Raw genomic sequence first — 26,867 nt, 5'->3', positions numbered from 1 at the left:
CGGGGCGCTCCGCGTGCACCTCGCACGTGCAGTGCACACGCATGCGTCAGGGGGTGACCACCGAGCCGGTGGTCACCCCCTGACGTACGCATTCACGTAAGCCTGGAGAGGCTGCGCGGAGGGCGCTAATGGCCGCCCTGCTCGTCGCGGCGCTTCTGCCAGCGCTGCTCGATGCGGTCCATCATCGAGCGGCGCTGCCGACCCTGCCGACGGGCGCGGGGTCCGGCGGCACCGGCACCGGCCGCCTGTTCGCCCGGCTTGGGGGCCTTGCGCCAGCCGGTCACGGCCAGCACCGCACAGCCCAGCATGACGAGGAAGCCCACGACACTGAGCCAGACCTGCTTGGCGACCATTCCAGCCATGAGGAGCGCGATACCTACGAGGAAGCCCGCGACCGCCTGGTAGACCCGTCGCCGGGTGTACGTACGCAGCCCGCTTCCCTCAAGCGCTGTCGCGAACTTGGGATCTTCGGCGTACAGCGCTCGCTCCATCTGCTCGAGCATGCGCTGCTCGTGCTCCGAGAGCGGCACGGAGTCCTCCTCATCGTGCAGTCGCCGGGGCGACCGGGGGGGTCTCTTCAGGATAGGCAGGGAATCGCCCCCGTGAAACCCGCCCCTCTGCGCCAATTGACCAACCGGAACCCGCCATGGGCGTCCCGGCTCGCTGAGGCTTCCATTCCCCGGCGGCCGACCCGTCATGCCGGAACGGTCTCCCTCGATCATACGGCGCGCCGCCCCCATTCGGGGGGCCTGTGGCGTACTCCATGCACAGCCAAGCCGCTGATCAGCGGCGGTGCCTCACGAAATGGCTCAGGCCTCGACCGTCCCATCGGTCTCGACCGCCCCACTGTTCTCGGTAACACCGGTGGTCTCACCCAACACGTGCAGCTGTGTGGCCACCGAGTGGAAGGCGGGGAGCTCGGCCGCGGCCTCCTCCAGCTTCAGCAGCGCTTCGAGGGCGCCGGGCTCGGTGTCCACCAGGACGCCGGGCACGAGGTCGGCGAAGACCCGCACACCGTGCACGGCCCCGACGCGCAGGCCCGCGCCCTCGACCAGGCCGGTGAGCTGCTCGGCGGTGAAGCGGCGCGGAACGGGGTCACCCGTGCCCCATCGTCCGTTCGGGTCGTCGAGCGCCTGCCGGGCCTCCTTGAAGTGCCCGGCCAGGGCCCGGGCCAGTACGGCGCCGCCGAGACCGGCGGCGAGCAGGCTGAGCACGCCCTCCGGGCGCAGGGCCGCCACCGCGTTGCGGACGCCCTCGGCCGGGTCGTCCACGTACTCCAGGACGCCGTGGCACAGCACCGCGTCGTAGCCGCCGCGCTCGGCCACGTCGAAGAGGCCGTGGGCGTCGCCCTGGACACCCTTGACCCGGTCGGCGACGCCGGCCTCGGCGGCGCGGCGCTCCAGGGCGAACAGCGCGTTGGGACTGGGGTCGACGACGGTGACCCGGTGGCCGAGGCGGGCGACGGGCACCGCGAAGTTGCCGCTGCCGCCTCCGGTGTCGAGGACGTCCAGCGACTCCCGACCCGTGGCCTTGACCCGGCGGTCCAGGGCGTCCTGGAGGACCTCCCAGACCACGGCGGTACGGAGTGAGGCGCGGGGGCGCATCGGGTCCGACACGGCAGTTGACTCCTCGGCGCGGCACCGCCTCTTGCACGGCGGCGGAACGGGGCGTCTTCCCCGGCCCCGCGTCAGGGAGGGAAGACTTCAGGCGTCCCCCACCCTATTGCCTCGGCCTCGGCGTCCGGATGACCCGGTGCCGGGACGCCCAAGGGTCTGGTGGCCCGCGCCCTGGTCGGACCTGCCGGGACCCCACACCGCGGATGTCGGATCCACCTGGGCCGGCGGTACAGGCTGGGCCCGGAGCACGGCACCGCCGGAATCCGGCTGGACCCGAGGTACGGCACCGCGGGAACCGATGGGGCCGGAACCCGGCATCGCCGGAACCCGAATGGGCCGGAACCCCACACCGCCAGGCCGCGAGTGGGCCCGGGCCCTTCCCCCCTGCCCGGTCAGCCCGCGTCCGGCATGTCCCTCCCCGTGCCGGGGTCCGGCTGGTCCTGGTCCGGGCGGGGCTGCGGGAGGACCGGCTGGAGGACGAGCATCCGCTCGACGAGGCGCAGGAACATCGACACGTCCCGTATCAGGTCGTCGGCATCCCGGCCGGTGGCGGCGCCCTGGATGCCCGCCTCGGCCCGGGCGCGGCGCCGGGCCCCGGAGGCGAACAGGGCGCTCCAGTCGGTCAGTTCGGGCGCGATCTCCGGGAGCACTTCCCAGGCGCTCCGGATCTTGGCCCGGGCCCGCGGCGAGGTCTCCGGCCGCCCCCGGGCGGCGAGCACCGCGGCCGCGGTGCGCAGGGCGGCGAGGTGGGCCGTCGCGTAGCGCTCGTTCGGTGTTTCCAGGGCGGTGGCCTCGTCGAGGCTCGCGCGCGCCTGGGCGAGAAGGTCGAGGGCGGCGGGCGGGGCCGTGGCCCGGCGCAGCACGGGGTGCACGTCGCTCGCCGGTCCGGTCAGTGAGGGGGCAGGGCCGGTGGCGCGGCGCCGACGGGCGGCTGCTGCGTGGTAGCTGGCCATGACGAACCTCCTGTCGTCTGTGTGACGGCACGTCCGGTCACGAAGTGCCGTATGTGACCCATCGTGAGGTATGGCACTGACAATCCGTTCTGACCTGCTGTTTTGCCTCGATCGTAGGTTCGGAGTAGTTTTTGCACTGACCAGTCAGTTCAAAAAGGGGAGACTCGTGGGGGAACTGCCGGGAGGGGTGCGGATCGCCGCCGACGGCCTCGGAATCAAGGGGCCACGGGGGTGGGCGGTCCGCGGCATCTCCGTCGACGCGGGGCCGGGTTCGCTCGTCGCGGTCGAGGGCCCGTCCGGGTCCGGCCGCACGTGCCTGCTGCTCGCGCTGACGGGGCGGATGAAGGTCGCTGAGGGCACGGCCGCCGTCGGTGACGCGAGACTGCCGAAGCAGATGGCGGCGGTACGGGGCGTCAGCGCGCTGGCGCACGTTCCCGGGGTCACCGACCTCGACCCGGCGCTGACCGTCGGGGAGCACCTGCGGGAACGGGCATTGCTCCAGCAGCGGTTCGGCGCGTCACTGCGCGGACTGCTGCGTCCGCGCGCCGAGCGGGCGGCCGAGGCCGGGCAGCGCGTCGACGCGGCGCTCGAAACCGCCGGGCTCGACCTTCAGGCCCTGCCCAAGGGGCCGCGCACGGCCGTGCGGGATCTGGAGCGTCTGGAGGCGCTGCGGCTGTCGGTCGCGCTCGCCCTGATCGCCGAGCCGCGGCTGCTGGGCATCGACGACACCGACCTCAAGCTCTCGGACGGGGAGCGGGCGGAGGTCTGGGCGTTGCTCGGGTCTCTGGCCGACGCCGGGACGACGGTCGTGGCGGTGTGCGCCGAGGCCCCCGAGGGTGCCGTCGCGGTCTCCACCGCGCAGAGCCATGAGGAGCCGGTCGCCGAGGGCGACGAGGCCGACCAGGGAGAGGGGAAGGCCGATGCGCTCGCCGAGTCTGGCCGCGCTTGAGCTGCGCCGCTTCGGGCGGGGGAGACTGCCGCGGGCCGCACTGGTGGCGCTGCTGGTGCTGCCGCTGCTGTACGGCGCGCTGTACCTGTGGTCGTTCTGGGACCCGTACGGCCGTCTGGACCGGATTCCCGTGGCGCTCGTGAACGACGACAAGGGGGCGACCGCCGACGGGAAGAAGATCACGGCGGGCGACGACATCACGAAGGGCCTGCGCGACAGCAAGACCTTCGACTGGCGGGAGGTGAGCGCCGCCGAGGCCCGCAGGGGCGTCGAGGACGGCAGCTACTACCTGTCGCTCACCATGCCCGCCGACTTCAGCGAGCGGATCGCCTCCAGCTCGGGGAACACCCCGGAGACCGGCGCCCTCCAGGTACGCACGAACGACGCGAACAACTACATCGTCGGGCAGATCTCCCGGACGGTCTTCGGCGAGGTGCGGCAGGCGGCGTCCACGAAGACGTCCCGGTCCTTCCTGGACAAGATCTTCGTGTCGTTCTCCGACATCCACGGCAAGACCGTGAAGGCGGCGGAGGGGGCCGACCGGCTCAAGGGCGGCATCGGCAAGGCCGAGAAGGGCTCCAAGGACCTCGCCGACGGCCTGAGGGACGCCAAGGACGGCAGCGGCAAGCTCTCCACGGTCCTGAAGAAGCTCCACAGCGGAACGGGTGACCTGGAGGACGGCTCGAAGCGGGTCGCGGAGGGCACGCAGACGCTCGCCGACCGGGTCAACGGCACCGCCGGCAAGGTCGGCCCGTTCCTCAAGGGCAACGAGAAGACCATCGGCGACACCGCCCAGCTGGTGGCCGACTCCTCCGGGGTGATCCGCAAGCACCTGGACACCCTGGTGAGGACGGCCCCGACCGCCGCCAAGGGCGCCCGTGCGGCCTCCGGCACGCTGAACGACGTCCACGCCCGGCGCTGCGACGATCCCGTCCTGCCCGACGCGGCCTGCTCCGACCTGAAGAAGGCCAAGGACGCCGCCGCCGACGTGACCACCATCGCGGACGACCTCAACACGCTGATCGCGGACCAGGACGGCGATCTGGACACACTCGACAAGAACCTCGCCACCCTCCAGAAGCAGTCCCAGGCCCTCGCCGACCGCGCACCGCACCTCTCCGAGGACCTCGCCGACGCCGTCAAGAAGATCAACAAGCTGAACGACGGGGCAGCGAAGGTCGCCGCCGGCGCGAAGAAGCTGCACAAGGGCCTCGGCGCGGCCAAGACCGGTGCCGTCGACCTGGACAAGGGCGTCGGCACGCTGAAGACGGGCGCGGACGACCTCAACGGCGGCATCTTCAAGCTCGTCGGCGGATCCGGGAAGCTCGCCGGCGGCCTGCACGACGGGGCGGAGCAGATCCCCGACTACGACGAGCGGGACCGCGACCGGCGCACCGAGGTCATGGCCGACCCCGTGCGGCTCGCCTCCCACGACCTGCACAAGGCACCCAACTACGGCACCGGGTTCGCCCCGTACTTCATCCCGCTGTCCCTGTGGGTCGGCGCGATGGTGGCGTACATGCTGATCGCGCCCATGAACCGGCGGGCGCTCGCGGCCGGCGCCCCGGCGTGGCGGATCGCGCTGGCGGGCTGGCTGCCGGTGCTGGCGATCGGGGTGCTGCAGACGGTGGCGCTGATGTCGGTGCTGCACTGGGCGGTCGGCCTGGAGATGGCGCGAGCGGCCGGGACGGTGGGTTTCCTGTTCCTGGTGACGGCGTGCTTCGCGGCGATCGTGCAGTGGCTGAACGCGCGCTTCGGGGCGGCGGGCCGGATCCTCGTCCTCGCGCTGCTGATGCTCCAGCTGACCTCGGCGGGCGGCACCTACCCCGTGCAGACCAGCCCCGGGTTCTTCAACGCGCTCCACCCGTTCCTCCCGATGAGCTACGTCGTCGAGGCGCTCAGGCGGCTCATCACGGGCGGTGGACTCGAACCGGTGTGGCACGCGTGCGTGGTGCTGACGGCGTTCACCGTCGGCGCCCTCGCCCTGACCGCCGTGGCGGCCCGCCGGCGCCAGGTGTGGACACTGGACCGGCTGCACCCGGAGCTGACCCTGTGAGCCCCGCCGTCACTCCCCCCGGAGAGCTTCCTGTGACAATCAGGGCCATGGAAAGCAGCAGTGCCGCGTCGGGCGGCAGCACGCGCCGCGAGGCCACCCGGCAGAAGCTCTACGAAGCGGCCGTCACGCTCATAGCCGAGCAGGGGTTCTCCGCCACGACCGTGGACGAGATCGCCGAACGTGCCGGGGTCGCGAAGGGCACGGTCTATTACAACTTCGCGAGCAAGTCCGGCCTCTTCGAGGAGCTGCTGCGGCACGGAGTGGGTCTGCTGACCGCCTCCCTGCGGGAAGCGGCCGAGCGGACCGAGCGGGAGGGCGGCACCAAGGTCGACGCCCTCGACGCGATGATCCGCGCGGGGCTGGTCTTCATCGACCGCTACCCGGCCTTCACCCAGCTGTACGTGGCCGAGCTGTGGCGCACCAACCGGACCTGGCAGTCCACGCTGATGGTGGTCCGGCAGCAGGCCGTCGCGGTGGTGGAGGACGTCCTGCGCGACGGCGTGGCGGGCGGCGAGTTCAGCGCGGAGATCGACGTTCCGCTGACGGCGGCGGCGCTGGTCGGCATGGTTCTGGTGGCGGCCCTCGACTGGAAGTCCTTCCAGGCGGAGCGCTCCCTGGACGACGTCCACGCGGCCCTGTCCCGGCTGCTCCAGGGACGGGTGAGCGGCTGCCGCTGATCGTGCGGACATGAAGACGCCGGTTCGGTGTGGCCGCGTCCCCTGCGGGCCATACCGAACCGGCGCCTTCCGTGCTCCCCCGTGCGTCCCCCCGCACAACCCCCGTTCGGTCGTCCCCCGGTACTCCCCCGTGCCTCGCTCCCGCCGACACCGCCGGCGGAAGGAGCGGATCGTGGGCCGGCTCCCGCTCCGGCGCCCCGTGTCGCCGGTGCCGGAGCCGAGCCCCTCTCCGTGTCTCCACTCTCTCGTCCGCGCAGGTCGTCCCCCATCCGCGCCCGTACTCAACTCCCCGTATGGGTACGGATACTCAGTCCTGCGCACGCGGCCCCACAACGCCGCGCGGCCGACTGGTCACGATCACCTCCGCGCCCGTACTCGGAGGCGGCCGAGAGGTCCGTCGCAGGGGCTGTCGGCGGAGGCTGTCTGAGGGGGCCGATAAAGTCCCTGGCATGGCACGGATTGCGGTGATCGGCGCCGGGATGGGCGCGCTGACGGCCGCCGCCCGGCTGGCCGTCGCGGGCCACCGGGTGGCGGTGTACGAACGGACGGACACCTACGGCGGAGCCCTGCGCCGCTTCGAGCGTGACGGGTTCTCCTTCGACACGGGCCCCGCCCTGCTCCCGCTGCCGGCCGTCTACCGCGACCTGTTCGTCAAGACCGGCAAGGAGCCCCTGGAGTCCAGCGTCGACCTCGTCCAGGTCGACCCGTCGTCCCGCCACGTGTTCGCGGACGGCACCGAGGTGTCGCTGCCGAACGCCTCGCGCGCGGGCGTCGTCGCCGCCCTGGACGAGGGGCTCGGCGCGGGTGCCGGGCAGCGCTGGGGCGACTTCCTGGTCCGGGCCCGCGAGGCCTGGGACCGCACCCGTCGGCCGCTGCTGGAGGAGCCGCTGTGGCGCGACTGGCAGGTGCTGGGCGAGCGCGAGCCCTACCCGTCGGTCCCCCACCGGCGGCTGCTGCGCACCCGGCGGGCCGGCACACTCGCCGAGATCGGCGCCTGGGAGCTGCGCGACCCCCGGCTCGTGGCACTCCTGGAGAGCCACGCCCTCCTGTACGGCCTGGATCCCCGGCTCACCCCGGCGAGCGCGGCCGTACTGCCGTACATGGAGCACGCCTTCGGCACCTGGTACGTGCGCGGCGGCCTGCGCGAGCTGGCGCGGGCGGTGTACGAGCGGTGCCTGGCCCGGAGGGTCGAGTTCCGCTTCGGTGCCGACGTCACCGGCGTGCTGGAGAAGGACAGCCGGGCGTCGGGGGTGCGACTCGCCGACGGGTCGGTGGCGGAGGCTGACTTCGTGGTCGCGGGCGTCGCGCCCGGCATCCTGGACCGGTTGACGGCGGGAACCGCCGTACGGGGCGAGGGCGAGGTGCCCCCGCAGCCCGCGGCGACCGCCCGGCTGACTCTTCTGCTGGCCCTGCGCGGGGCCCGCGCGGAGGGTACGGCGCACCGCACGGTGGTGCACACCGGGGACCGGGAGGCCGAGCTGGACGCCCTGTTCGGCACGGCGGCCGGGAGTCCGAGCCCCACGGTCGCGGTGCTACGGCCCGACGATCCGCGCCTGGCCCCGGCGGACCACGAGGCGGTCACCCTCACGACGGTGGTGCCCGCGCGGCCCGGCCGGCCTCACGACGACCTCGCCGACCGCATGCTCACCGTCGCCGAACGCGCCGTGCCCGGTCTGCGCGACCGGCTCCTGTGGCGCGAGGTGCGCACCCCGGCCGACATCGAGGACGCGACGGGAGCGCAGGGCGGGGCGGTCCCCGTCCCGGCCCTGGCCGCGGCCGACGGACGGCTGCTGCATCCGTCCAACACCACACGGGTGCCCGGCCTGTTCACCGTGGGCGGCTGGGCACACCCGGGCGGCGGGCTGCCGCACGCGGGCATGTCGGGCGCGCTGGTGGCGGGACTGATCGTGGAGGGCCCGGAGTTCCGCGGCTCGCAGTGACCCCGCCGCCGCCTGCCGGGTTCGCGCTTCAGAAACGGTACTGCTCGTCGAACCCGTTCCCCTGCGGCTGCTGCCCGCCCCCCTGATAGGGGTACGGCTGCTCGGGCGGCAGCTCCCGCCCGTACTCGTCGGTGTCGCGCTGCTGTGGGACCCACACCCCGCCGGGCGGGGTCTCGCCGCCGTGGGTGCCGGCGTACTGGTCCTGGGCGTAACCCTGCTGGCCGTAGTACTGCTGGTCGCCGTACGAGGTGTCGTACGAGGCCTGGCCGTAGTTCGACGAGCCGATGTACGGGTCGGAGTAGGCGGCGTACTGCTGCTGACCGGTGGCGTCGTAGCCCTGCTGCTGGCCGTAGCCGGAGTGGTCGTAGGCGTAGGACTGGTCGGCGGCCTGAGCGGCGTACTGGTCGGCGGGCTGCTGCCCCCCGGCCTGGTACCCGTTGTCGTAGACACCGTAGGAGCCGGTGTCGTCGGGCATGGGCTGCGGCTCGTAGACGGCGGTGGACTCGGCGGACGTCGGCTGGTGGGCCGGGCGGGCCGGGGTGAAGACGTCGTCGCGGTCGTAGTCGTCGTCCTCGCCGTAGGCGGCGGGGTCGCGGCGGTAGGGGTCGGCCTCGTCGTCGTAGCCGCCCTCGGCCTCCAGCCCGGAGACCTCCAGGGTCGGCTCCCGGCGGCCGCGCTCCCCACGACGGCGCTTGCTGCCGCCGAGCGCGGGCGCGTTCATCGCCCAGCCGGACGCGAAGCCGCTGCGGAACGACAGGGTGACGTAGGTCTGCCCGACCGCGAAGGCGGCGGCGCCAAGGCCGATGACGACGACCGACGGGATCAGGACACCGACGACGACACCGAGGAACCCGGCGAAGGCCAGCAGCCGCCAGCGCAGCCGCGCCTTGTACTGCAGCAGCACCTCACCCAGCAGCCACAGCGCGACGATGCCGAACGCGATGTAGAGGACCGCCCAGCCCATGTACGCCCCTCTCCCAGTGGCCGCTACGCAGTGTGTCGTATACCGGTGCGAACGGTCTAGGCCTGCGATGAGTGGTGCAGGCCCAGGTTCTCGTAGATCTCCAGTGTCGCGGTGGAGTTGTTGAGCGTGATGAAGTGCAAGCCGGGCACGCCTTCGGCGAGCAGCCGCGCGCAGAACTCCGTGGCGAATTCGATCCCGATGGAGCGTACAGCGGCCGGATCGTCCTTCGCTGTGAGGATCCGCTCTTTCAGGGCGGCGGGGAACGCGGCGTTGGTGAGGGACCCGATCCGCTCCAGCGTCTTCACGCTCGCGATCGGCATGACCTCGGGAATGATCGGGGTGTCGCAGCCGGCGGCCGATACGCGGTCGCGCAGCCGGAGGTAGTCCTCCGGCTGGAAGAACATCTGCGTGATGGCGTAGTCCGCGCCCGCTCGGCACTTGTCGACGAAGTGGCGGACGTCGGTGTCCCAGTCGGCGGAGCGGGGGTGCATCGCCGGGAAGGCGGCGACGCCCACGCAGAAGTCGCCGGACGCCTTGATCAGCTCGACGAGTTCGGCGGCGTAGGCAAGGCCCCGCGGGTGCGGGACCCAGTCACCCATCGGGTCGCCGGGCGGGTCACCGCGCAGGGCGAGCATGTTGCGGATCCCGGCGTCGGCGTACTGGCCGATGATGTTGCGCAGGTCGGCCACCGAGTGGTCGACCGCGGTGAGGTGGGCGATCGGGGTGAGGGTGGTGTCGGAGGCGATCGCCTCGGTCGCCTTGACCGTGCCCGCCCTGGTGGAACCGCCCGCCCCGTAGGTCACGGAGACGAAGTCGGGCGCCACCGCCTCGACCCGGCGCAGCGCGTTCCACAGGTTCCGCTCGCCCTTCGGGGTTTTGGGGGCGTAGAACTCGAAGGAGTACGTCGTCTTGCCGGCCGCGAGCATGTCGCGGACGGTGCGCGCGTGGTCCGACCTGATGGATGCGGTGCCGAGGGCCATACCGGCAGGTTAGCCAGGGGCGGTCGGTCCCCCAACCGGTGGCCGACATTTGCCCGGATTGTCCACTTGTTGTCCATCCCTTGGACAAACCGTCCCGACTACCGTCCCCGCAGCCGCTTCGCGAACTCGGCCGCCGCGGCCCCCGGGTCGTCGGCCTCGGTGATCGCCCGGACGACGACGACCCGCCGGGCCCCGGCTTCCAGGACCTGGTCGAGACGGCCGAGGTCGATGCCGCCGATGGCGAACCAGGGGCGGTCGGTGCCGAGGGCGGCGGTGTACCGGACGAGATCCAGGCCGGGGGCGTGGCGGCCGGGCTTGGTGGGGGTCGGCCAGCACGGGCCGGTGCAGAAGTAGTCCACGCCCTGCTGGACGGCGGCCGCGGCGGCCTCGGTCTCGGCGTGGGTGGAGCGGCCGATCAGAATGTCGTCGCCGAGGAGCGCACGGGCCGCGGGGACCGGGAGATCTCCCTGGCCGAGGTGCAGGACGTCGGAGCCGGCGGCGTGGGCGACGTCCGCACGGTCGTTGACCGCGAGGAGTTTGCCGTGCCGGGCGCAGGCGTCGGCGAAGACGGCCAGGTGCTCCAGCTCCTCGCCCGCCTCCATGCCCTTGTCGCGCAACTGCACGATGTCCACCCCACCGGCCAGCACGGCGTCGAGGAACTCCCCGAGGTCGCCCTGCCGCTTGCGTGCGTCGGTGCAGAGGTAGACGCGGGCGTCGGCGAGCTGGGCCCGTGCGGCGGTGCCGGTCATGCGTGTCCCCCAGGGTGTCGGTGGCGTGCGGGAGGGGCCCGTACGCGCGTCGGCGGCATGGGCGTGCGTCCGCACGGCTGTCGGCGGGGAGGGGCGCTGGAGCGCCCCGCCCGGCGACGGTGCCCGCGGCGAACGCCCCGGGCACCTTACGCCCGCCCCGGCCCGCCGGGTACGAGCACCCCGGACGCGGCGCGACTCGCCCCGGGCCGTGCCCCCTGGGCCACGGCCCCCGCGTCGGGCGGTTGTTCAGGCCCGGCCCCGCTCACGGCACCGGACGGTTCCGGCCTCGCTCACGACACCGGACGGTTGTCCGTCGCGGCCGGGTCAGACCGCGAGCGCCTGGGCGCGGCGCTTCACCTCCGTGCCGCGATTCTCGCTGAGCGCCTGCGCGGGGGTGCCGGGCAGGCTGGGGTCCGGGGTGAAGAGCCACTCCAGCATCTCTTCGTCCGTGAAGCCGTCGTCCCGCAGGAGCGTCAAGGTCCCGGACAGGCCCTTGACGACCTTGTCCCCGTCGATGAAGGCGGCGGGAACGTGCAGCGCGCGGTTCTCACCGCGGCGTACGGCGATGAGCTGGCCGTCCTTGACCAGCTGCCGCACACGCGTCACCTCGACGCCGAACTGTTCGGCGATGTCGGGGAGGGTGAGCCAGGCGGGGACGAGAGCATCGATCTTTGCGTCAATCTCGGTCACGGAGACAAGCCTGCCATTTGCCACTGACAGTCGGAAGTCGGCCCCGTCCACCCGGCGGACGCGCCGGGTCCCGCAGCGCCGCCCCGGCCCCGCGCGCGAGCCCCGGCGCCTACGTCGTCGCGGCCTTCAGGGGCCTGGCCGGATCCGCCAGCAGGACCGGATTCATCCGCGCGCCCGACGCGATCAGGCGCCGGCCCTGCGCCAGGTCCCGCGGCCGGCCGACCGCCAGCAGCGCGACCAGCCGTTCACCACGCAGCCAGCACACCGTCCAGGCCGGCCCGGAGGAATCGCCCCGCCACAGGGTCGTGTCCGCGGCGGCGTGGTGCCCGGTGTACTGGACGAAGCGCCCGAACTGCTCGGACCAGAAGTAGGGCACCGGGTCGTACACCGCCGGTGTCTCCCCCGTGGCCCGGCCGACGATGTTCACGGCGACCGTGCGCGGCCCCTGGAGGGCGTTGTCCCAGTGGTGGACCAGCAAGCGCTCGCCGTAGCGCCCGGAGGGGAAGGAGGCGCAGTCGCCGACCGCGTACACGTCCGGTACGGACGTGCGCAGATGCTCGTCGGCCAGGACCTCGGCGTGGGCGCCGAGCGCGATGCCGGAACCGGCCAGCCAGGCCGTGGCGGGCCGGGCGCCGATGCCGACGACGACCGCGCCCGCGGGCAGCCGGGTGCCGTCGTCGAGGAGCACGGCACCCGGCTCGACGCGCTCCACGCGCGCGTGCGTCCGCAGTACGGCTCCCGCGTCGGCGTACCAGCCGGCCATCGGGGCGGCGACTTCGGCGGGCAGCGCCCCGGCGAGCGGCCGTTCGGCGGCCTCCACGACGGTCACCGCGCAGCCCGCCTCGCGCGCGGCGGTGGCGAACTCCGCGCCGATCCAGCCCGCGCCGACGACCACGATGTCCTGCCGCCGGGCCAGCACCGGCCGCAGCCGCTCGGCGTCGTCCAGGGTGCGCAGCAGATGCACGCCGGGCACGCCCTCCGCGCCGGGCAGCCGGACCGGTTCGGCGCCGGTCGCGACGACCAGGGCGTCGTAGGGCACGGGCCCGTCCTCGGTGTCCAGCTCGTGGTCGGCGGGGCGCAGGCCCAGCACCTCGCAGCCGAGCCGCAGTTCGATGCCGAGGGCGTCGAAGTCGACGTCGAAGGCGGAGCCCTCGGACTTGCCGAGCAGGACGGCCTTGGACAACGGCGGCCGGTCGTACGGCTGGTGCGGCTCGGCGCCGATCAGGATCACATCGCCGGTGAAGCCCCGCTCGCGCAGCGCGACGGCGGTCTGCACCCCGGCCATGCCCGCACCCGCCACGACCACGCGCCGGGGCGCGGGTGAACCTGGTTCCTGCGTCTGCTCGCTCACCTGATCACCATAGACACCTGACGCATTGTCAGTCAGCGCTCATACGCCGTGACCTGCTCCACAACGCTCGTACCGTCGCCCCGCCGGGACTCCCACTCCCAGGTCTCCTCCAGCCGCACCCGCCCGTCCGGCAGCTCCACGACCGCCGAGACGCAGTGCCCCGAGGACGTGGTGCCGTCCCGCTGGAGCTGGACGTACCGGAAGTCCAGCCGGTCACCTTCCCGGGTACCCACGAGATGCCCCCGTACGACGTCGCCGCCGCTGTACTCGGCCCAGATCTCGCCCTGTCGCTCGTGGTACGTGAACCGGGTGCGGGTGCCCACCTGACCCGGTGCCTGGTCGGCGACCGGGGCGAGGACGAGACCGTCGAGGGATCGGGCCATGGGCGGAGGCTCCCTTACTGCGGCGTGCGGCATCGGGCTAGGGTGGCCAACGTAAAGCACTCGCGGGAGCCCGGACGCACCGGGCTGAGAGGGAGGCTGGCGGCCTCCGACCGTACGAACCTGATCCGGGTCATGCCGGCGAAGGGAGGGGCTGGACGCCCATGTCGCCTACGTCCACCACATCAGACGTCCTGGTCATCGGGGGCGGGATCATCGGCCTGGCCACGGCCTGGCGGGCCGCGCAACGCGGGCTCGCCACGGCCGTCGTGGACCCCGAGCCCGGCGGCGGAGCCGCACAGGTGGCGGCCGGCATGCTGGCCGCCGTCACAGAACTGCACTACGGCGAGCAGACCCTGCTCGGCCTGAACCTCGCCTCGGCCCGGCGCTACCCGGACTTCGCCGCCGAGCTCACCGAGCTGACCGGCCAGGACCTCGGCTACCGCCGCTGCGGCACGCTCGCCGTGGCCCTGGACGCCGACGACCGGGCCCACCTGCGCGAACTGCACACCCTGCAGCAGCAGTCGGGGCTGGACTCGCAGTGGCTGTCGGGGCGCGAGTGCCGGCGCCTGGAGCCGATGCTCGCGCCGGGCGTGCGCGGCGGGCTCCGGGTCGACGGTGATCACCAGATCGACCCGCGGCGGCTGGCCGGGGCCCTGGTGGCCGCGTGCGAGCGGGCCGGCGTGGTCTTCCACCGGGCGTGGGCGCAGCGGCTGACCGTCGTACGGGACCGGGCCGCGGGTGCCGTCCTGGCCGACGGGACCGCGCCGGCCGCCGGGCAGGTGGTGCTCGCCGGGGGCAGCCTCAGCGGGCGGCTCGCGGGGATTCCGCGGGACGTGCTGCCTCCTGTGCGCCCGGTGAAGGGGCAGGTGGTGCGGCTGACGATGCCGCAGCGGCCCGGGCCGTTCCTGAGCCGGACGGTGCGGGCGGTGGTGCGCGGCAGCCACGTCTACCTCGTGCCGCGCGAGAGCGGCGAGCTGGTCGTCGGGGCGACCAGCGAGGAGCTGGGCTGGGACACCACCGTGACCGCGGGCGGCGTGTACGAACTGCTGCGGGACGCGCACGAGCTGGTTCCCGGCATCACCGAGCTGCCGCTCACCGAGACCCGGGCCGGGCTGCGCCCCGGCTCCCCCGACAACGCGCCGCTGCTCGGCCCGACCGGCCTGGAGGGTCTGTCGCTGGCCACCGGGCACTACCGCAACGGCGTCCTGCTCACGCCGGTGACCGGCGACGCCCTGGCACACGTCCTGACGACGGGCGAACTGCCCGAGGAGGCCCGGCCCTTCACGCCGAAGCGCTTCAGTCCCGCCACCGCACTCACGGAGCAGCCCGCATGAACATCTCCGTCAACGGGGAGCCCCGGGACGTCCGGCCCGGTACGGCTCTCGACACCGTCGTGAGGTCGCTCACCGCCTCGTCCTCGGGCGTGGCCGCGGCCCTCAACGAAACCGTCGTCCCGCGCGCCGCGTGGCCCTCGACGCCCCTGGCCGAGGGAGACCGCGTGGAAGTCCTCACCGCCGTCCAAGGAGGCTGACCATGGCCGACGATCCGTTGCTCCTCGGGGGCACGTCCTTCACGTCCCGCCTGATCATGGGCACGGGCGGGGCGCCCAGCCTCGATGTGCTGGAGCGGTCGCTGGTGGCGTCCGGGACGGAGCTGACGACGGTCGCGATGCGCCGGGTGAACGCCTCGGTGCACGGCTCGGTGCTGTCCGTCCTGGACGAACTCGGCATCCGGGTGCTGCCCAACACGGCGGGCTGCTTCACCGCCGGGGAGGCCGTCCTCACGGCCCGCCTCGCCCGCGAGGCCCTCGGCACCGACCTGGTCAAGCTGGAGGTCATCGCCGACGAGCGCACCCTGCTGCCGGATCCGATCGAGCTGCTGGACGCGGCCGAGACCCTGGTCGACGACGGGTTCACGGTGCTGCCGTACACCAACGACGACCCGGTGCTGGCGCGGAAGCTGGAGGACGTGGGGTGCGCGGCGATCATGCCGCTGGGCTCGCCGATCGGCTCCGGGCTCGGCATCCGGAACCCGCACAACTTCCAGCTGATCGTGGAGCACGCGCGCGTGCCGGTGATCCTGGACGCGGGCGCGGGGACGGCCTCGGACGCGGCGCTGGCGATGGAGCTGGGGTGCGCGGGTGTGATGCTCGCCTCGGCGGTGACCCGGGCGCGGGAGCCCGTGCTGATGGCCGACGCGATGCGGCACGCCGTGGAGGCGGGGCGGCTGGCGTACCGGGCGGGGCGGATCCCCCGGCGGCACTTCGCGCAGGCGTCGTCTCCGGTGGAGGGGACGGCCGCGCTGGATCCGGAACGGCCGGCCTTCCGGTAGCCGGTGGGAGACACGTCACAGGTCGGCTGCAGTCCCGCCTCGAAAACCGGCGGGAGGCCGGGGCCGTCGGTGGTGACTCGTACACTCGCCTGCGTGGACACGACCCTTCAGGACCCCTTGGTCGGGCAGGTGCTCGACGGCCGGTATCGCATCGACGCGCGGATCGCGGTCGGCGGGATGGCCACGGTCTACCGGGCCGTGGACACCCGGCTCGACCGGGTCCTGGCGCTCAAGGTGATGCACCCCTCGCTCGCGGTCGACGCCTCGTTCGTCGAGCGGTTCATCCGCGAGGCGAAGTCCGTGGCCCGGCTGGCGCACCCGAACGTGGTGCAGGTCTTCGACCAGGGCACCGACGGCTCGTACGTGTACCTGGCGATGGAGTACGTCGCGGGCTGCACCCTGCGGGACGTGCTGCGCGAGCGCGGGGCCCTGCAGCCGCGGGCCGCCCTGGACATCCTGGAGCCGGTGCTGGCCGCGCTGGGCGCCGCGCACCGCGCCGGGTTCGTGCACCGCGACATGAAGCCGGAGAACGTCCTGATAGGGGACGACGGCCGGGTCAAGGTCGCCGACTTCGGTCTCGTCCGGGCCGTGGACACGGTGACGAACACCACCGGCACCGTCCTCGGCACGGTCTCGTACCTCGCCCCCGAGCAGATAGAGAACGGCACGGCCGACCCCCGCGTCGACGTGTACGCGTGCGGCGTGATGCTCTTCGAGATGCTGACCGGCGACAAGCCGCACGAGGGGGACTCCCCCGCCGTCATCCTGTACAAGCACCTCCACGAGGACGTCCCGCCGCCCTCGGCGTCGGTGCCGGGGCTGGCGTACGAGCTGGACGAGCTGGTCGCGTCGGCGACCGCCCGCAACCCCGGCCTGCGCCCGTACGACGCCGTGGCGCTGCTGGCGCAGACCCGTCAGTCGCGCGAGGGGCTGGGCGCGGACCAGCTGGACGCGCTGCCGCCGCGGGCGGTCACCCTGGAACACGACAACGCCGACGACCGTACGAGTGTGATCCCGCGCTCGCTGACGGTGCCGCGCCTGCTGCCCGTCGACGAGGACGCCGAGCCGGAGGTGCTCCGCACCAGCCGGCTGGCGACACCGCCTCCCCCACCACCCGGGCGGCGCCTGCCACGGCGCGGCGTGGTCTCGATCGTCGTCGCCCTGCTGCTGGTCCTCGGCGTCGGCGCGGGCGTCTGGTACATCAACTCCGGACAGTTCACCAAGGTCCCGGCGTTGCTGACGAAGACCGAGGCGCAGGCCAGGGACCAGCTGGAGGAGGCGGGGCTCAAGGTCGGCGAGGTCAGCCACGCCCACAGCGACACCGTCGAGCGCGGCACGGTCATCGGCAGCGACCCCGAAACGGGCGCCCGTATCCGCGTCAACGACTCCGTGTCGTTCACCATCTCCGACGGCCCCGAGACCGTGCGGGTGCCCGCCCTGGCGGGTCTGAGGCTGGAGGAGGCGCGGGACCTGCTGAGGCAGGACGGGCTGGAGCCCGGCATGGTCACCCGGGAGTTCGGCGAGGAGGTACCGCGGGGCTCGGTGATCTCCGCGCGCCCGGCGGACGGCACCAAGGTGCGTGCGGGGACGGCCGTCGCGCTGGTCGTCAGCAAGGGCGCCCGCATCGACGTCCCCGACGTCACGGGTGACGACGAGGCGGACGCCCGGGCGCAGCTGGAGGACGCCGGCCTCAAGGTGAGAATCGCCACCGAGCAGGTCAACTCCTTCGAGTACGACACGGGCCAGGTCGTCCGGCAGACGCCGAAGTCCGGTGGCCCGGCGGCCGAGGGCGACACCGTGACGCTGACGCTGTCCAAGGGCCCCGAGATGATCGAGGTCCCGGACGTGGTCGGCGACAGCGTCGACGACGCCAGGCAGGCTTTGGAGGGCGCCGGGTTCGAGGTCGACGAGGACCGGGGCCTGTTGGGCCTGTTCGGCGACGAGGTCAAGGGCCAGTCCGTCGAGGGCGGCCGGACCGCGCCCAAGGGCTCGACGATCACCATCGAGATCAGGTGACGGGCACGACCGAGGCCCGTGGGCGGAGCCGGGCCGGACGCATGACACCCTGAACGGGTGAACAGTCAGCTGTCCGGTCCCTCCCGCAATCCCGTGGGCGGCCACGTCCCCGTGGCCGGTGGCCTCCACTCCGTCGGTCTGTCGTACGCCCGTGACCTGAAGGCGGAGACCGTCCAGGTCTTCGTCGCCAACCCGCGCGGCTGGGCCACGCCGACCGGAAACCCGAGGCAGGACGAGGCCTTCCGCGCGGCCTGTGCGGCCGAGTCGATCCCGGCCTATGTGCACGCCCCCTACCTGATCAACTTCGGCTCGCACACCGAGGCGACCGTGGAGCGCTCGGTGGAGTCCCTGCGGCACTCGCTGCGGCGCGCGCGGGAGATCGGGGCGCTGGGCGTGGTCGTGCACACCGGCAGCGCGACCGGCGGCCGCGAGCGGTCGGTGGCGCTGAAGCAGGTCCGGGAGCATCTCCTGCCGCTGCTGGACGAGCTGACCCACGACGACGACCCGTTCCTGCTGCTGGAGTCGACGGCCGGCCAGGGCGCCTCCCTGTGCTCACGGACCTGGGACTTCGGCCCGTACTTCGAGGCGCTGGACGCCCATCCGATGCTCGGCGTGTGCCTGGACACCTGCCACATCTTCGCCGCCGGTCACGACCTGACCGGCCCGAGCGGCATGCACCGGACGCTGGACCTGCTGGTGGACACGGTGGGCGAGGGCCGGCTGAAGCTGATCCACGCCAACGACTCCAAGGACGTGGTGGGCGCGCACAAGGACCGGCACGAGAACATCGGCGTCGGCCACATCGGGGAGGACCCGTTCCGGGCGCTGATGACGCACCCCGCGACCGAGGGGGTGCCGCTGATCATCGAGACGCCGGGCGGCAGGCAGGGGCACGCCGGGGACGTGGAGCGGCTGAAGAAGCTGCGCGACGGCTGAGGCGTCAGATGCCGGGGCCGTCCCCGGGCTCCTCCTGGTAGGAGTAGCGCTGCTCCTGCCAGGGGTCGCCGATGTTGTGGTAGCCGCGCTCCTCCCAGAAGCCCCGCCGGTCGGCGGTCATGTACTCCACACCGCGCACCCACTTGGGGCCCTTCCAGGCGTACAGGTGGGGCACGATCAGGCGCAGCGGGAAGCCGTGCTCGGCGGTGAGCAGCTCCCCGCCCTTGTGGGTGGCGAACAGGACCCGCTCGTCGGCGAAGTCGGACAGCCGGAGGTTGGAGCTGAATCCGTACTCGGCCCACACCATCACATGGGTGACGTCGTCCGCGGGCGGGGCGAGGTCGAGGATCGTGCGCGCGGGGATGCCGCCCCACTCCGCGCCGAGCATGCTGAACTTCGTGACACAGTGCAGATCGGCCACGACGGTGGTGTGGGGCAGGGCGGTGAACTCCTCGTGGGTCCAGCAGTGCTTGCCGCCGTCGGCGGTGGCTCCGAAGACCCGGAACTCCCAGCGCTCGGGCCGGAACTTGGGGACGGGCCCGTAGTGCGTGACCGGCCATCCGCGTTGCAGCCGCTGCCCCGGGGGCAGGTCGGGCTGCGTCGCACCTGCTGGGTCGCGCCCTTCTCCCGATTCGTGCTCCAGCGGCTGACCCATGACTCCATCCTGACAGACCTCGGGTGATGCCCCTGACCGGGGCCACCCCGAAACCGGACAGACTCGACTAAGCATGCCCTTACTTACTAAGTGAAGACTTACTGGACGATCTTCTCCGCCAGTGGAATCATGCGGCGCAACCTGTCAGTTCCCCCCGCGTGGAAGGAGCCTCTGCGATGCAGGGCGACCCCGAGGTTCTCGAATTTCTCAACGAGCAGTTGACCGGCGAGCTGACGGCGATCAACCAGTACTGGCTGCACTACCGGATCCAGGACAACAAGGGCTGGACCAAGCTCGCCAAGTACACGCGTGAAGAGTCCATCGATGAGATGAAGCACGCGGACAAGATCACCGAGCGCATCCTCATGCTGGACGGTCTGCCCAACTACCAGCGGCTCTTCCATGTGCGGGTCGGCCAGACGGTCACCGAGATGTTCCAGGCGGACCGCCAGGTGGAGGTCGAGGCGATCGACCGCCTCAGGCGCGGCATCGAGGTGATGCGCAGCAAGGGCGACGTCACGTCCGCGAACCTCTTCGAGTCGATCCTGGAGGACGAGGAGCACCACATCGACTACCTGGACACGCAGCTGGAGCTCATCGACAAGCTCGGCGAGGCGCTGTACATCGCGCAGCAGATCGAGCAGCCGAGCTAGTGCCGCAGCAGGCAGCGTTCGCCCCGTCGCGACACCAGCGGCGCCTGTCGCCCTAGGCGGCGTCTTCCAGTTCGGCGAGCACCGGATCGCCCCGGTCGGCCAGGTCGCGGCGAGGGCAGGATCCCCTGCCCAGGATCGCCTGGATGCGGCGCACGCACGAGCCGCAGTCCGTGCCCGCCTTGCAGGCGGAGGCAATCTGGCGGGGCGTGCAGGCGCCGCCGTCCGCGTGCTGCTTGACCTGCTGCTCGGTGATCCCGAAGCAACTGCAGACGTACACGCGGTTCACCTCCCGACGGGGTCGTTCTCTGGCGCCGTCCCCGGTGATCGGTGAGGCTAACCTAACCTTACCCGGCGGGTCCGGAGCGCAAAAGTGGAGAGGGGCGCGGATCGTGTGATCCGCGCCCCAGTCCTTGCCCCGGTAACAGGCGGACCCGTTACTGGTCCCTGTACATCTCGGCCACGAGGAACGCCAGGTCGAGCGACTGGCTGCGGTTGAGCCGCGGGTCGCAGGCCGTCTCGTAGCGCTGGTGCAGGTCGTCGACGAAGATCTCGTCGCCGCCGCCCACGCACTCGGTGACATCGTCGCCGGTGAGCTCCACGTGGATGCCGCCCGGGTGGGTGCCGAGGGCCTTGTGGACCTCGAAGAAGCCCTTGACCTCGTCGAGCACGTCGTCGAAGCGGCGGGTCTTGTGCCCGGAGGCCGCCTCGAAGGTGTTGCCGTGCATCGGGTCGGTCACCCAGGCCACGGTCGCACCGGAGGCGGTGACCTTCTCGACCAGCTCGGGGAGCTTGTCGCGGACCTTGTCGGCGCCCATGCGGACGATGAAGGTCAGCCGGCCCGGCTCCCGCTCGGGGTCGAGGCGCTCGATGTACTGCAGCGCGTCCTCGGCGGTGGTCGTCGGACCCAGCTTGATGCCGATCGGGTTGCGGATCCTCGAGGCGAACTCGATGTGCGCGTGGTCCAGCTGCCGGGTGCGCTCACCGATCCACACCATGTGGGCCGAGACGTCGTACAGCTGCCCGGTGCGGGAGTCGACCCTGGTCAGGGCGGACTCGTAGTCGAGCAGCAGCGCCTCGTGCGACGAGAAGAACTCGACGGTCTTGAACTCCTCGGGGTCGGCCCCGCAGGCGTGCATGAAGTTCAGCGCGTTGTCGATCTCGCGGGCGAGCTGCTCGTAGCGCTGGCCGGACGGGGACGACTTGACGAAGTCCTGGTTCCAGGCGTGCACCTGGCGCAGGTCGGCGTAGCCGCCGGTGGTGAAGGCGCGCACCAGGTTGAGCGTGGAGGCGGACGCGTGGTACATCCGCTTCAGGCGCTCGGGGTCCGGGACGCGGGCCTTCTCGTTGAACTCGAAGCCGTTGACGGAGTCGCCGCGGTACGTCGGCAACGTCACGCCGTCGCGGGTCTCGGTCCCCTTGGAGCGCGGCTTGGAGTACTGGCCGGCGATGCGGCCGACCTTCACGACCGGCACCGAGGCGGCGTACGTGAGCACGGCGCCCATCTGGAGCAGCGTCTTGAGCTTGTTGCGGATGTGGTCCGCGGACACGGCGTCGAAGGCCTCGGCGCAGTCGCCGCCCTGGAGGAGGAACGCCTCTCCCTTGGCGACGGCCGCCATCCGGGCGCGCAGCTGGTCGCACTCGCCCGCGAAGACGAGCGGCGGATACGACTCGAGGTCCGCGATCACTGCGCGCAGAGCCTCGGTGTCGGGGTACTCGGGCTGCTGCGCCGCGGGCAGGTTTCGCCAGGTGTTGCCAGCACTCGCGCTGGTCTTAGCGTTCACGGTCACGACCTCAACACTACGGGGTCGTCTCGGGCGTCCTGAGCCGTGCCCAGTAATTGAGACACCCCGTACACCCCTCGGACGTGGGGTAAGGTGCCTGCCATGTTCGCGCACTCGACCCAGACCTGGTGGTGGACCGCTCATCCGGCGGCCCGCTGACTGCGCGTACTCACCACTTCGCGAAGGCCGCCCGAGGGGCGGCCTTCGGTGTTTCCGGGGTCGTTCCTCCTCGACATCGACGTGATGCGACGGAAGAGGAACTCACTCCATGGACCTGACACAGCTGTCGGACGATCCCCGTCCGTTCGCCCTGCTCCACCGCCGGACGCCCGGCCGGGACCACGACAGGATCGACGTCCTGATCGGCCCGGTCGCCGGTTACGACCGCCTCGCCGACCTGCCCGACACATGCCTCGCGCTGGTGCCCTTCCGGCAGATCCGCGAGCGCGGCTTCGACGTCCGCGACGACGGCACCCCCCTGCTGGCACTCACGCCCGAGGAGTCCTGCGCCGTCCCGCTGGCCGAGGCGCTGGAGCAGCTCCCGGCGCACGACGTCCGCGTCGACGGCGGGGGCTTCGACGTCCCCGACGAGGAGTACGCGCGGATCGTCGGGCGCGTGCTGGAGGAGGAGATCGGCCGGGGCGAGGGCGCCAACTTCGTGATCCGGCGGACGTACGAGGGTGAGATCCCCGGATTCGGTCGGGCCGACGCCCTCGCGCTGTTCCGGCGGCTGCTGGAGGGCGAGCGGGGGGCGTACTGGACGTTCGTCGTGCACACCGGGGACCGCACGCTGGTCGGGGCGAGCCCCGAGGTGCACGTGCGGATGTCCGGGGGCACGGTCGTCATGAACCCGATCAGCGGGACGTACCGCTACCCCGCCGAGGGGCCGACGGCCGAGCACCTGCTGGACTTCCTCGCCGACGGCAAGGAGATCGAGGAGCTGTCGATGGTCGTCGACGAGGAGCTCAAGATGATGTGCACCGTCGGCGACCGGGGCGGGGTCGTGGTCGGGCCCCGGCTGAAGGAGATGGCGCACCTCGCGCACACCGAGTACGAACTGCGCGGCAGGTCCTCGCTGGACGTGCGGGAGGTCCTGAAGGAGACCATGTTCGCGGCGACGGTCACCGGCTCGCCGGTGCAGAACGCCTGCCGGGTGATCGAGCGGCACGAGAGCGGCGGCCGCGGGTACTACGCCGGGGCGCTGGCGCTGGTCGGCCGGGACCCGGGCGGGGTCCAGACCCTGGACTCCCCCATTCTCATCCGCACCGCCGACATCGACGCGGGCGGGCGACTGCGGGTACCGGTGGGTGCGACCCTGGTGCGTGGCTCGGACCCGGCGGGCGAGGTGGCCGAGACGCACGCCAAGGCGGCGGGGGTGCTGGCGGCACTGGGAGTACGGCCGGCACGGCCGCATGCGGAGCACACCCGCCCGCGCCTGGCCGACGACCCGCGCGTGCGGGCCGCGCTGGACGCACGCCGGGCCTCGCTCGCGCCCTTCTGGCTGCGCATGCGGGAGCGCGCGGACGAACGGGCCGGCCACGCCCTGGTCGTCGACGGCGAGGACACCTTCACGGCGATGCTCGCGCACGTGCTGCGCTCCAGCGGCCTGGAGGCGAGCGTGCGGCGGTACGACGAGCCGGGGCTGCGGGAGGCGGTGCTCGCCCACGAGGGACCCGTGGTGCTCGGCCCCGGGCCGGGAGACCCGTCCGACCTGGCGGACCCCAAGATGCGGTTCCTGCGCTCCCTGACCGCCGAGGTGATCAGAGGCGAACGGCAGGGCGTGCTGGGCGTCTGCCTCGGTCACGAGCTGATCGCGGCGGAGCTGGGGCTGGACATCGTGCGCAAGGAGGTGCCGTACCAGGGGGCACAGACGGAGATCGAGCTGTTCGGGCGGCGGGAGACCGTCGGCTTCTACAACAGCTTCGTGGCGCGCTGCGACGACGAGACGGCGGCCGAGCTGGCGGCGCACGGGGTCGAGGTCGCGCGCGCCGCGAACGGTGAGGTGCACGCGCTGCGCACCGCCGGGTTCGCCGGCGTGCAGTTCCACCCCGAGTCGGTGCTGACGCTGAACGGGGCGCGGGTCGTGCGCGAACTGGTGGGGCGGTTGCGGGGCGCGGGCGCGCCCTCGCTCTGACAGGGCTCCGGTCGGGGCCGCCCGGCCCCGACCGGCACCCGGGAGCGGGCGGTCAGCCGAAGAACACCCCCACCTCCTCGTACAGCGCCGGGTCCACCGTCTTCAGCCGGGCCGTGGCGTCCGCGATGGGGACACGGACGATGTCCGTGCCGCGCAGGGCGACCATCCGGCCGAAGTCGCGGTCGCGGACGCAGTCGATGGCGTGCAGCCCGAAGCGGGTCGCGAGCCAGCGGTCGAAGGCGCTGGGGGTGCCGCCGCGCTGCACATGCCCGAGGACCGTGGTGCGGGCCTCCTTGCCCGTGCGCTTCTCGATCTCCTTGGCGAGCCACTCGCCGACCCCGGACAGCCGGACGTGCCCGAAGGAGTCCAGCGACTGGTCCTTGAGGACCATGTCGCCGTCCTTCGGCATCGCCCCCTCGGCGACGACCACGATCGGCGCGTACGACGCCCGGAAGCGGGAGGTCACCCAGGAGCACACCTGCTCGACGTCGAAGCGCTGCTCGGGGATGAGGATGACGTTGGCGCCGCCGGCCAGGCCCGAGTGCAGGGCGATCCAGCCGGCGTGCCGGCCCATCACCTCCACGACCAGGACACGCATATGGGACTCGGCGGTGGTGTGCAGCCGGTCGATGGCCTCGGTCGCGATCCCGACGGCGGTGTCGAAGCCGAAGGTGTAGTCGGTGGCGGACAGGTCGTTGTCGATCGTCTTCGGGACGCCCACGCAGGGCACGCCGTGCTCGTCGGACAGGCGGGCGGCCACGCCCAGGGTGTCCTCGCCGCCGATGGCGATGAGCGCCTCGACCTCCAGCCCGGCGAGGGTCTGCCGGATCCGGCGGATGCCGTTCTCCACCTTCAGGGGGTTGGTCCGCGAGGAACCGAGGATGGTGCCGCCGCGGGGCAGGATGCCGCGCACGGCGGGGATGTCCAGACGGACGGTGGCGTTCTCCAGGGGTCCTCGCCAGCCGTCCCGGAAGCCGGTGAAGTCATAGCCGTACTCCTGCACGCCCTTGCGGACGATGGCCCGGATGACGGCGTTGAGGCCGGGGCAGTCGCCGCCTCCGGTCAGTACTCCGACGCGCATGGAACAGTCCCTTCGCCGCAGGTGCCTGACGAAGGGTCAGTGTGACGTGCGCCTCACTCGTCGTCGAGGCCGCGCTCGATCGCGTACCGCACGAGCTCCACGCGGTTGTGCAACTGGAGCTTGCCGAGGGTGTTCTGGACGTGGTTCTGCACGGTGCGGTGGGAGATGACCAGGCGTTCGGCGATCTGCTTGTAGCTCAGGCCCTTGGCGACCAGGCGCAGCACCTCGGTCTCGCGGTCGGTGAGCCGGGGCGCCTTGGGTGCGTCGGTGTCCGGGGCGGGGCCGGGCTCGGAGGCCAGGCGGCGGTACTCGCCGAGGACCAGCCCGGCGAGGCCGGGGGTGAAGACCGGGTCGCCGACGGCCGTGCGGCGGACCGCGTCGCGCAGTTCCTCGGTGGAGGCGGACTTCAGCAGGTAGCCGGTCGCGCCGGACTTCACCGCCTCCAGGACGTCGGCGTGCTCGCCGCTCGCCGACAGCACGAGGACCCGCAGCGCGGGGTTCGCGGCGACGACCTCCTTGCAGACCTGCACGCCGGGCTTGGCGGGCAGGTTCAGGTCGAGCACGAGGACGTCGGGCGTGGCGGCCTTGGCGCGGCGCACTGCCTGGTCGCCGTCGCCCGCGGTGGCGACCACCTCGAAACCCGACTCGGCCAGGTCGCGGGCGACGGCGTCGCGCCACATGGGGTGGTCGTCGACGACCATGACCCTGATCGGGTCCCGCCGCTCCTCGGTGCTCTCCGTCATCGCTGCTCCGCCTTCCCCCGTGTGTTCGTCACGTCCTTCGGCACCTTCAGCTCGACCTCCGTGCCCTGGCCCGGAACCGAGACCAGCTCGGCGCTGCCGCCGAGGTCGCGCAGCCGGCCGCGGATCGACAGGGCGACGCCGAGCCGTCCCTCGCCCTCGGCCTGGACGAGCCGTCCCTCCGGGATGCCGGGGCCGTCGTCGCGCACGGTGACGATGACCTCGTCCGGCTCGTCCTCGACCAGGATCCACGCGCGCGCGTCCTCACCGGCGTGCCGGCGGACGTTGTCCAGGGCGGTCCCCACCGCCGCGGCCACCTCCCGGGCGGCGGCCGGCGCCAGCGGCACGGGCGCGCCGGGCTCGGCGAGGCTGACCCGGGCCGCGGCGTACGGTGCGAGCAGGGTGCGCAGGTCGACGGGGCCGCTGTCGTCCGGCTCCTCGTCGACGGCCCGGACGAGAGCGCCCTCGGCGGCGTCGTCCGAGACGCGGGAGACGGGCACCAGCCCGCCGGAGACCAGCGTGCGCAGCGCCACCTCCTGCTCGCCGGCCATCCTGCCCAGCTCGGCGGCCTCTCCCCCGATCACGGCCCCGCGGCGCTGCACCATGGCCAGCACCTGGAGCACGCTGTCGTGGATGTCCCGGGCGAGCCGCTCGCGCTCCCGGGTGGCGGCCTCGATCTCCAGGGCGCGGGCGAGGGTGCGCTCGGAGGCGCGGGCGACCTCGACGACGTAGCCGATGGCGATGGAGGCGATGCAGACCAGGAGGACGTTGTGGACGGTGTCGCGGGCCGGGCTGCCGCGCTCGATCAGGTTGGCGACGGCCACCAGGCCGGAGGCGAGGGCCGCCCAGCGCCAGCCGCCCTTGATGGCGAAGGCGAGGACGGCACCGGCGGTCCATATCGACGGCAGGGTCGGCCCGCCGGCCTGGACCCGCTCGTGCGCGTCGGCGACGGGCGTGAGCAGGATGCCGGTGAGGGCGACGGTGAGGTCGGCGGCGAGGAACCGCTTGGTGCAGCGGGCCGCGTTCGCGACCCGGGGCAGGGTGGCCAGGGTCCAGGTGCCGAGCACGGCGTAGTAGGCGACGGCGATCCAGGGTCGGGGGAACTCCTCGTAGGCGGTGGCGAACAGGCCGACCGCGTAGAGCATCGTGAGCACCCGGTACGCGGTGAGCGCACGCCACAGCGGCTGCTCGACCGACATCCTCATCACACGCTCGCGCTCGGCCATCTCCCC

Annotated in this window: 27 protein-coding genes and 1 riboswitch; of the genes, 12 read left to right on the top strand and 15 right to left on the bottom strand. The window is 72.6% G+C overall.

The features are described from left to right. Positions 1 to 125: 125 nt before the first annotated feature. The 3 genes from QNO09_RS09550 to QNO09_RS09540 form a co-directional block, all read right to left on the bottom strand. Entirely contained in the window at positions 126 to 530 is a 405-nt protein-coding gene (locus tag QNO09_RS09550; protein WP_283969657.1) for an SCO2097 family morphological protein, read from the bottom strand. 279 nt (positions 531 to 809) lie between these two features. Next, positions 810 to 1,616 carry a methyltransferase gene (locus tag QNO09_RS09545; RefSeq protein ID WP_283969656.1) on the bottom strand — a complete coding sequence of 269 codons (807 nt, stop codon included), beginning with the start codon at positions 1,614 to 1,616 and terminating at the stop codon, positions 810 to 812. Positions 1,617 to 2,008: 392 nt separating this feature from the next. Next, positions 2,009 to 2,569: an SAV_6107 family HEPN domain-containing protein gene (locus QNO09_RS09540; RefSeq protein WP_283969655.1), complete on the bottom strand. Its 561-nt coding sequence runs from the start codon at positions 2,567 to 2,569 to the stop codon at positions 2,009 to 2,011. A 166-nt stretch (positions 2,570 to 2,735) separates the two neighbouring features. Between QNO09_RS09540 and QNO09_RS09535 the strand changes: the two genes are divergently transcribed. The 4 genes from QNO09_RS09535 to QNO09_RS09520 all read left to right on the top strand — a co-directional run bounded on the left by QNO09_RS09535 (position 2,736) and on the right by QNO09_RS09520 (position 8,191). Next, positions 2,736 to 3,518, top strand: coding sequence for an ATP-binding cassette domain-containing protein (locus QNO09_RS09535; protein WP_283969654.1), 783 nt, complete (start codon positions 2,736 to 2,738; stop codon positions 3,516 to 3,518). Beyond that, positions 3,490 to 5,574, top strand: a complete 2,085-nt coding sequence (locus QNO09_RS09530) for a YhgE/Pip family protein (protein ID WP_283969653.1) — start codon at positions 3,490 to 3,492, stop codon at positions 5,572 to 5,574. Before QNO09_RS09535 ends, QNO09_RS09530 begins: the two co-directional genes overlap by 29 nt. A 47-nt stretch (positions 5,575 to 5,621) precedes the next feature. After that, positions 5,622 to 6,251 (top strand): TetR/AcrR family transcriptional regulator, encoded by a 630-nt coding sequence (locus tag QNO09_RS09525; RefSeq protein ID WP_283969652.1) that lies wholly within the window; start codon positions 5,622 to 5,624, stop codon positions 6,249 to 6,251. Positions 6,252 to 6,700: 449 nt separating this feature from the next. After that, positions 6,701 to 8,191, top strand: coding sequence for a phytoene desaturase family protein (locus QNO09_RS09520; protein ID WP_283969651.1), 1,491 nt, complete (start codon positions 6,701 to 6,703; stop codon positions 8,189 to 8,191). 28 nt (positions 8,192 to 8,219) lie between these two features. On the opposite strand, the gene QNO09_RS09515 is transcribed toward QNO09_RS09520, so the two are convergent. The 6 genes from QNO09_RS09515 to QNO09_RS09490 all read right to left on the bottom strand — a co-directional run bounded on the left by QNO09_RS09515 (position 8,220) and on the right by QNO09_RS09490 (position 13,308). Then, positions 8,220 to 9,155 carry an SCO2102 family sporulation regulator gene (locus QNO09_RS09515; protein WP_283969650.1) on the bottom strand — a complete coding sequence of 312 codons (936 nt, stop codon included), beginning with the start codon at positions 9,153 to 9,155 and terminating at the stop codon, positions 8,220 to 8,222. 56 nt (positions 9,156 to 9,211) lie between these two features. Beyond that, a complete protein-coding gene (gene metF / locus QNO09_RS09510) occupies positions 9,212 to 10,135 on the bottom strand; it encodes a methylenetetrahydrofolate reductase [NAD(P)H] (RefSeq protein WP_283969649.1) in 924 nt (307 codons plus the stop codon). Positions 10,136 to 10,233: 98 nt separating this feature from the next. Further along, a complete protein-coding gene (thiE, locus tag QNO09_RS09505; RefSeq protein ID WP_283969648.1) occupies positions 10,234 to 10,884 on the bottom strand; it encodes a thiamine phosphate synthase in 651 nt (216 codons plus the stop codon). Positions 10,885 to 11,208: 324 nt separating this feature from the next. Next, positions 11,209 to 11,574 carry an Rv2175c family DNA-binding protein gene (locus QNO09_RS09500; RefSeq protein ID WP_031131943.1) on the bottom strand — a complete coding sequence of 122 codons (366 nt, stop codon included), beginning with the start codon at positions 11,572 to 11,574 and terminating at the stop codon, positions 11,209 to 11,211. Between the two features lie 109 nt (positions 11,575 to 11,683). Then, the gene (locus QNO09_RS09495; protein WP_283969647.1) at positions 11,684 to 12,925 is read right to left on the bottom strand and encodes an NAD(P)/FAD-dependent oxidoreductase; all 1,242 of its coding nucleotides are present in this window, start codon (positions 12,923 to 12,925) and stop codon (positions 11,684 to 11,686) included. Positions 12,926 to 12,957: 32 nt separating this feature from the next. Next, positions 12,958 to 13,308 (bottom strand): avidin-fold protein, encoded by a 351-nt coding sequence (locus QNO09_RS09490; protein ID WP_283969646.1) that lies wholly within the window; start codon positions 13,306 to 13,308, stop codon positions 12,958 to 12,960. A 52-nt stretch (positions 13,309 to 13,360) separates the two neighbouring features. After that, positions 13,361 to 13,472, top strand: a riboswitch (TPP riboswitch). On the opposite strand from QNO09_RS09490, the gene thiO reads away from it, so the two are divergent. The 5 genes from thiO (at position 13,470) to QNO09_RS09465 (ending at position 18,591) form a co-directional block, all read left to right on the top strand. Beyond that, positions 13,470 to 14,642, top strand: coding sequence for a glycine oxidase ThiO (thiO, locus tag QNO09_RS09485; protein WP_283969645.1), 1,173 nt, complete (start codon positions 13,470 to 13,472; stop codon positions 14,640 to 14,642). (Overlaps the previous riboswitch by 3 nt.) Further along, complete coding sequence (gene thiS / locus QNO09_RS09480; protein WP_283969644.1) at positions 14,639 to 14,839, top strand: sulfur carrier protein ThiS; 201 nt, start codon at positions 14,639 to 14,641, stop codon at positions 14,837 to 14,839. Before thiO ends, thiS begins: the two co-directional genes overlap by 4 nt. A 2-nt stretch (positions 14,840 to 14,841) precedes the next feature. Further along, positions 14,842 to 15,639: a thiazole synthase gene (locus QNO09_RS09475; protein WP_283969643.1), complete on the top strand. Its 798-nt coding sequence runs from the start codon at positions 14,842 to 14,844 to the stop codon at positions 15,637 to 15,639. 93 nt (positions 15,640 to 15,732) lie between these two features. Beyond that, positions 15,733 to 17,655, top strand: coding sequence for a Stk1 family PASTA domain-containing Ser/Thr kinase (gene pknB / locus QNO09_RS09470; RefSeq protein ID WP_283969642.1), 1,923 nt, complete (start codon positions 15,733 to 15,735; stop codon positions 17,653 to 17,655). Between the two features lie 57 nt (positions 17,656 to 17,712). Continuing rightward, positions 17,713 to 18,591 carry a deoxyribonuclease IV gene (locus tag QNO09_RS09465; protein WP_283969641.1) on the top strand — a complete coding sequence of 293 codons (879 nt, stop codon included), beginning with the start codon at positions 17,713 to 17,715 and terminating at the stop codon, positions 18,589 to 18,591. 4 nt (positions 18,592 to 18,595) lie between these two features. On the opposite strand, the gene QNO09_RS09460 is transcribed toward QNO09_RS09465, so the two are convergent. Further along, positions 18,596 to 19,246 (bottom strand): sulfite oxidase-like oxidoreductase, encoded by a 651-nt coding sequence (locus QNO09_RS09460; RefSeq protein WP_283969640.1) that lies wholly within the window; start codon positions 19,244 to 19,246, stop codon positions 18,596 to 18,598. Between the two features lie 176 nt (positions 19,247 to 19,422). Here QNO09_RS09460 and bfr point away from each other — a divergent pair, with 176 nt between their 5' ends. Further along, entirely contained in the window at positions 19,423 to 19,899 is a 477-nt protein-coding gene (gene bfr / locus QNO09_RS09455) for a bacterioferritin (protein WP_283969639.1), read from the top strand. Positions 19,900 to 19,951: 52 nt separating this feature from the next. Here the strand turns inward: bfr and QNO09_RS09450 are convergent, their stop codons facing one another. After that, positions 19,952 to 20,185 (bottom strand): (2Fe-2S)-binding protein, encoded by a 234-nt coding sequence (locus QNO09_RS09450; RefSeq protein ID WP_283969638.1) that lies wholly within the window; start codon positions 20,183 to 20,185, stop codon positions 19,952 to 19,954. Between the two features lie 148 nt (positions 20,186 to 20,333). Continuing rightward, positions 20,334 to 21,686 carry a class II 3-deoxy-7-phosphoheptulonate synthase gene (locus QNO09_RS09445; protein WP_283969637.1) on the bottom strand — a complete coding sequence of 451 codons (1,353 nt, stop codon included), beginning with the start codon at positions 21,684 to 21,686 and terminating at the stop codon, positions 20,334 to 20,336. Between the two features lie 96 nt (positions 21,687 to 21,782). On the opposite strand from QNO09_RS09445, the gene QNO09_RS39895 reads away from it, so the two are divergent. Next, positions 21,783 to 21,839, top strand: a complete 57-nt coding sequence (locus tag QNO09_RS39895) for a trp operon leader peptide (RefSeq protein WP_078625594.1) — start codon at positions 21,783 to 21,785, stop codon at positions 21,837 to 21,839. A 109-nt stretch (positions 21,840 to 21,948) separates the two neighbouring features. Then, positions 21,949 to 23,814 carry an anthranilate synthase family protein gene (locus QNO09_RS09440; RefSeq protein ID WP_283969636.1) on the top strand — a complete coding sequence of 622 codons (1,866 nt, stop codon included), beginning with the start codon at positions 21,949 to 21,951 and terminating at the stop codon, positions 23,812 to 23,814. Positions 23,815 to 23,866: 52 nt separating this feature from the next. Here QNO09_RS09440 and QNO09_RS09435 read toward each other — a convergent pair whose 3' ends face one another. From QNO09_RS09435 to macS, 3 genes are read right to left on the bottom strand one after another with little or no spacing between them, the layout of a single operon-like run. Further along, a complete protein-coding gene (locus QNO09_RS09435) occupies positions 23,867 to 24,895 on the bottom strand; it encodes a 6-phosphofructokinase (RefSeq protein WP_283969635.1) in 1,029 nt (342 codons plus the stop codon). Positions 24,896 to 24,948: 53 nt separating this feature from the next. After that, positions 24,949 to 25,638, bottom strand: coding sequence for a response regulator (locus QNO09_RS09430; protein WP_283969634.1), 690 nt, complete (start codon positions 25,636 to 25,638; stop codon positions 24,949 to 24,951). Continuing rightward, entirely contained in the window at positions 25,635 to 26,861 is a 1,227-nt protein-coding gene (gene macS, locus QNO09_RS09425; RefSeq protein ID WP_283969633.1) for a MacS family sensor histidine kinase, read from the bottom strand. Before macS ends, QNO09_RS09430 begins: the two co-directional genes overlap by 4 nt. Positions 26,862 to 26,867: the final 6 nt, after the last annotated feature.

It is taken from the genome of Streptomyces sp. 378 (assembly GCF_030124145.1).
Lineage (GTDB): Bacteria > Actinomycetota > Actinomycetes > Streptomycetales > Streptomycetaceae > Streptomyces.
This window is presented reverse-complemented; position numbering and strand designations above follow the sequence as displayed.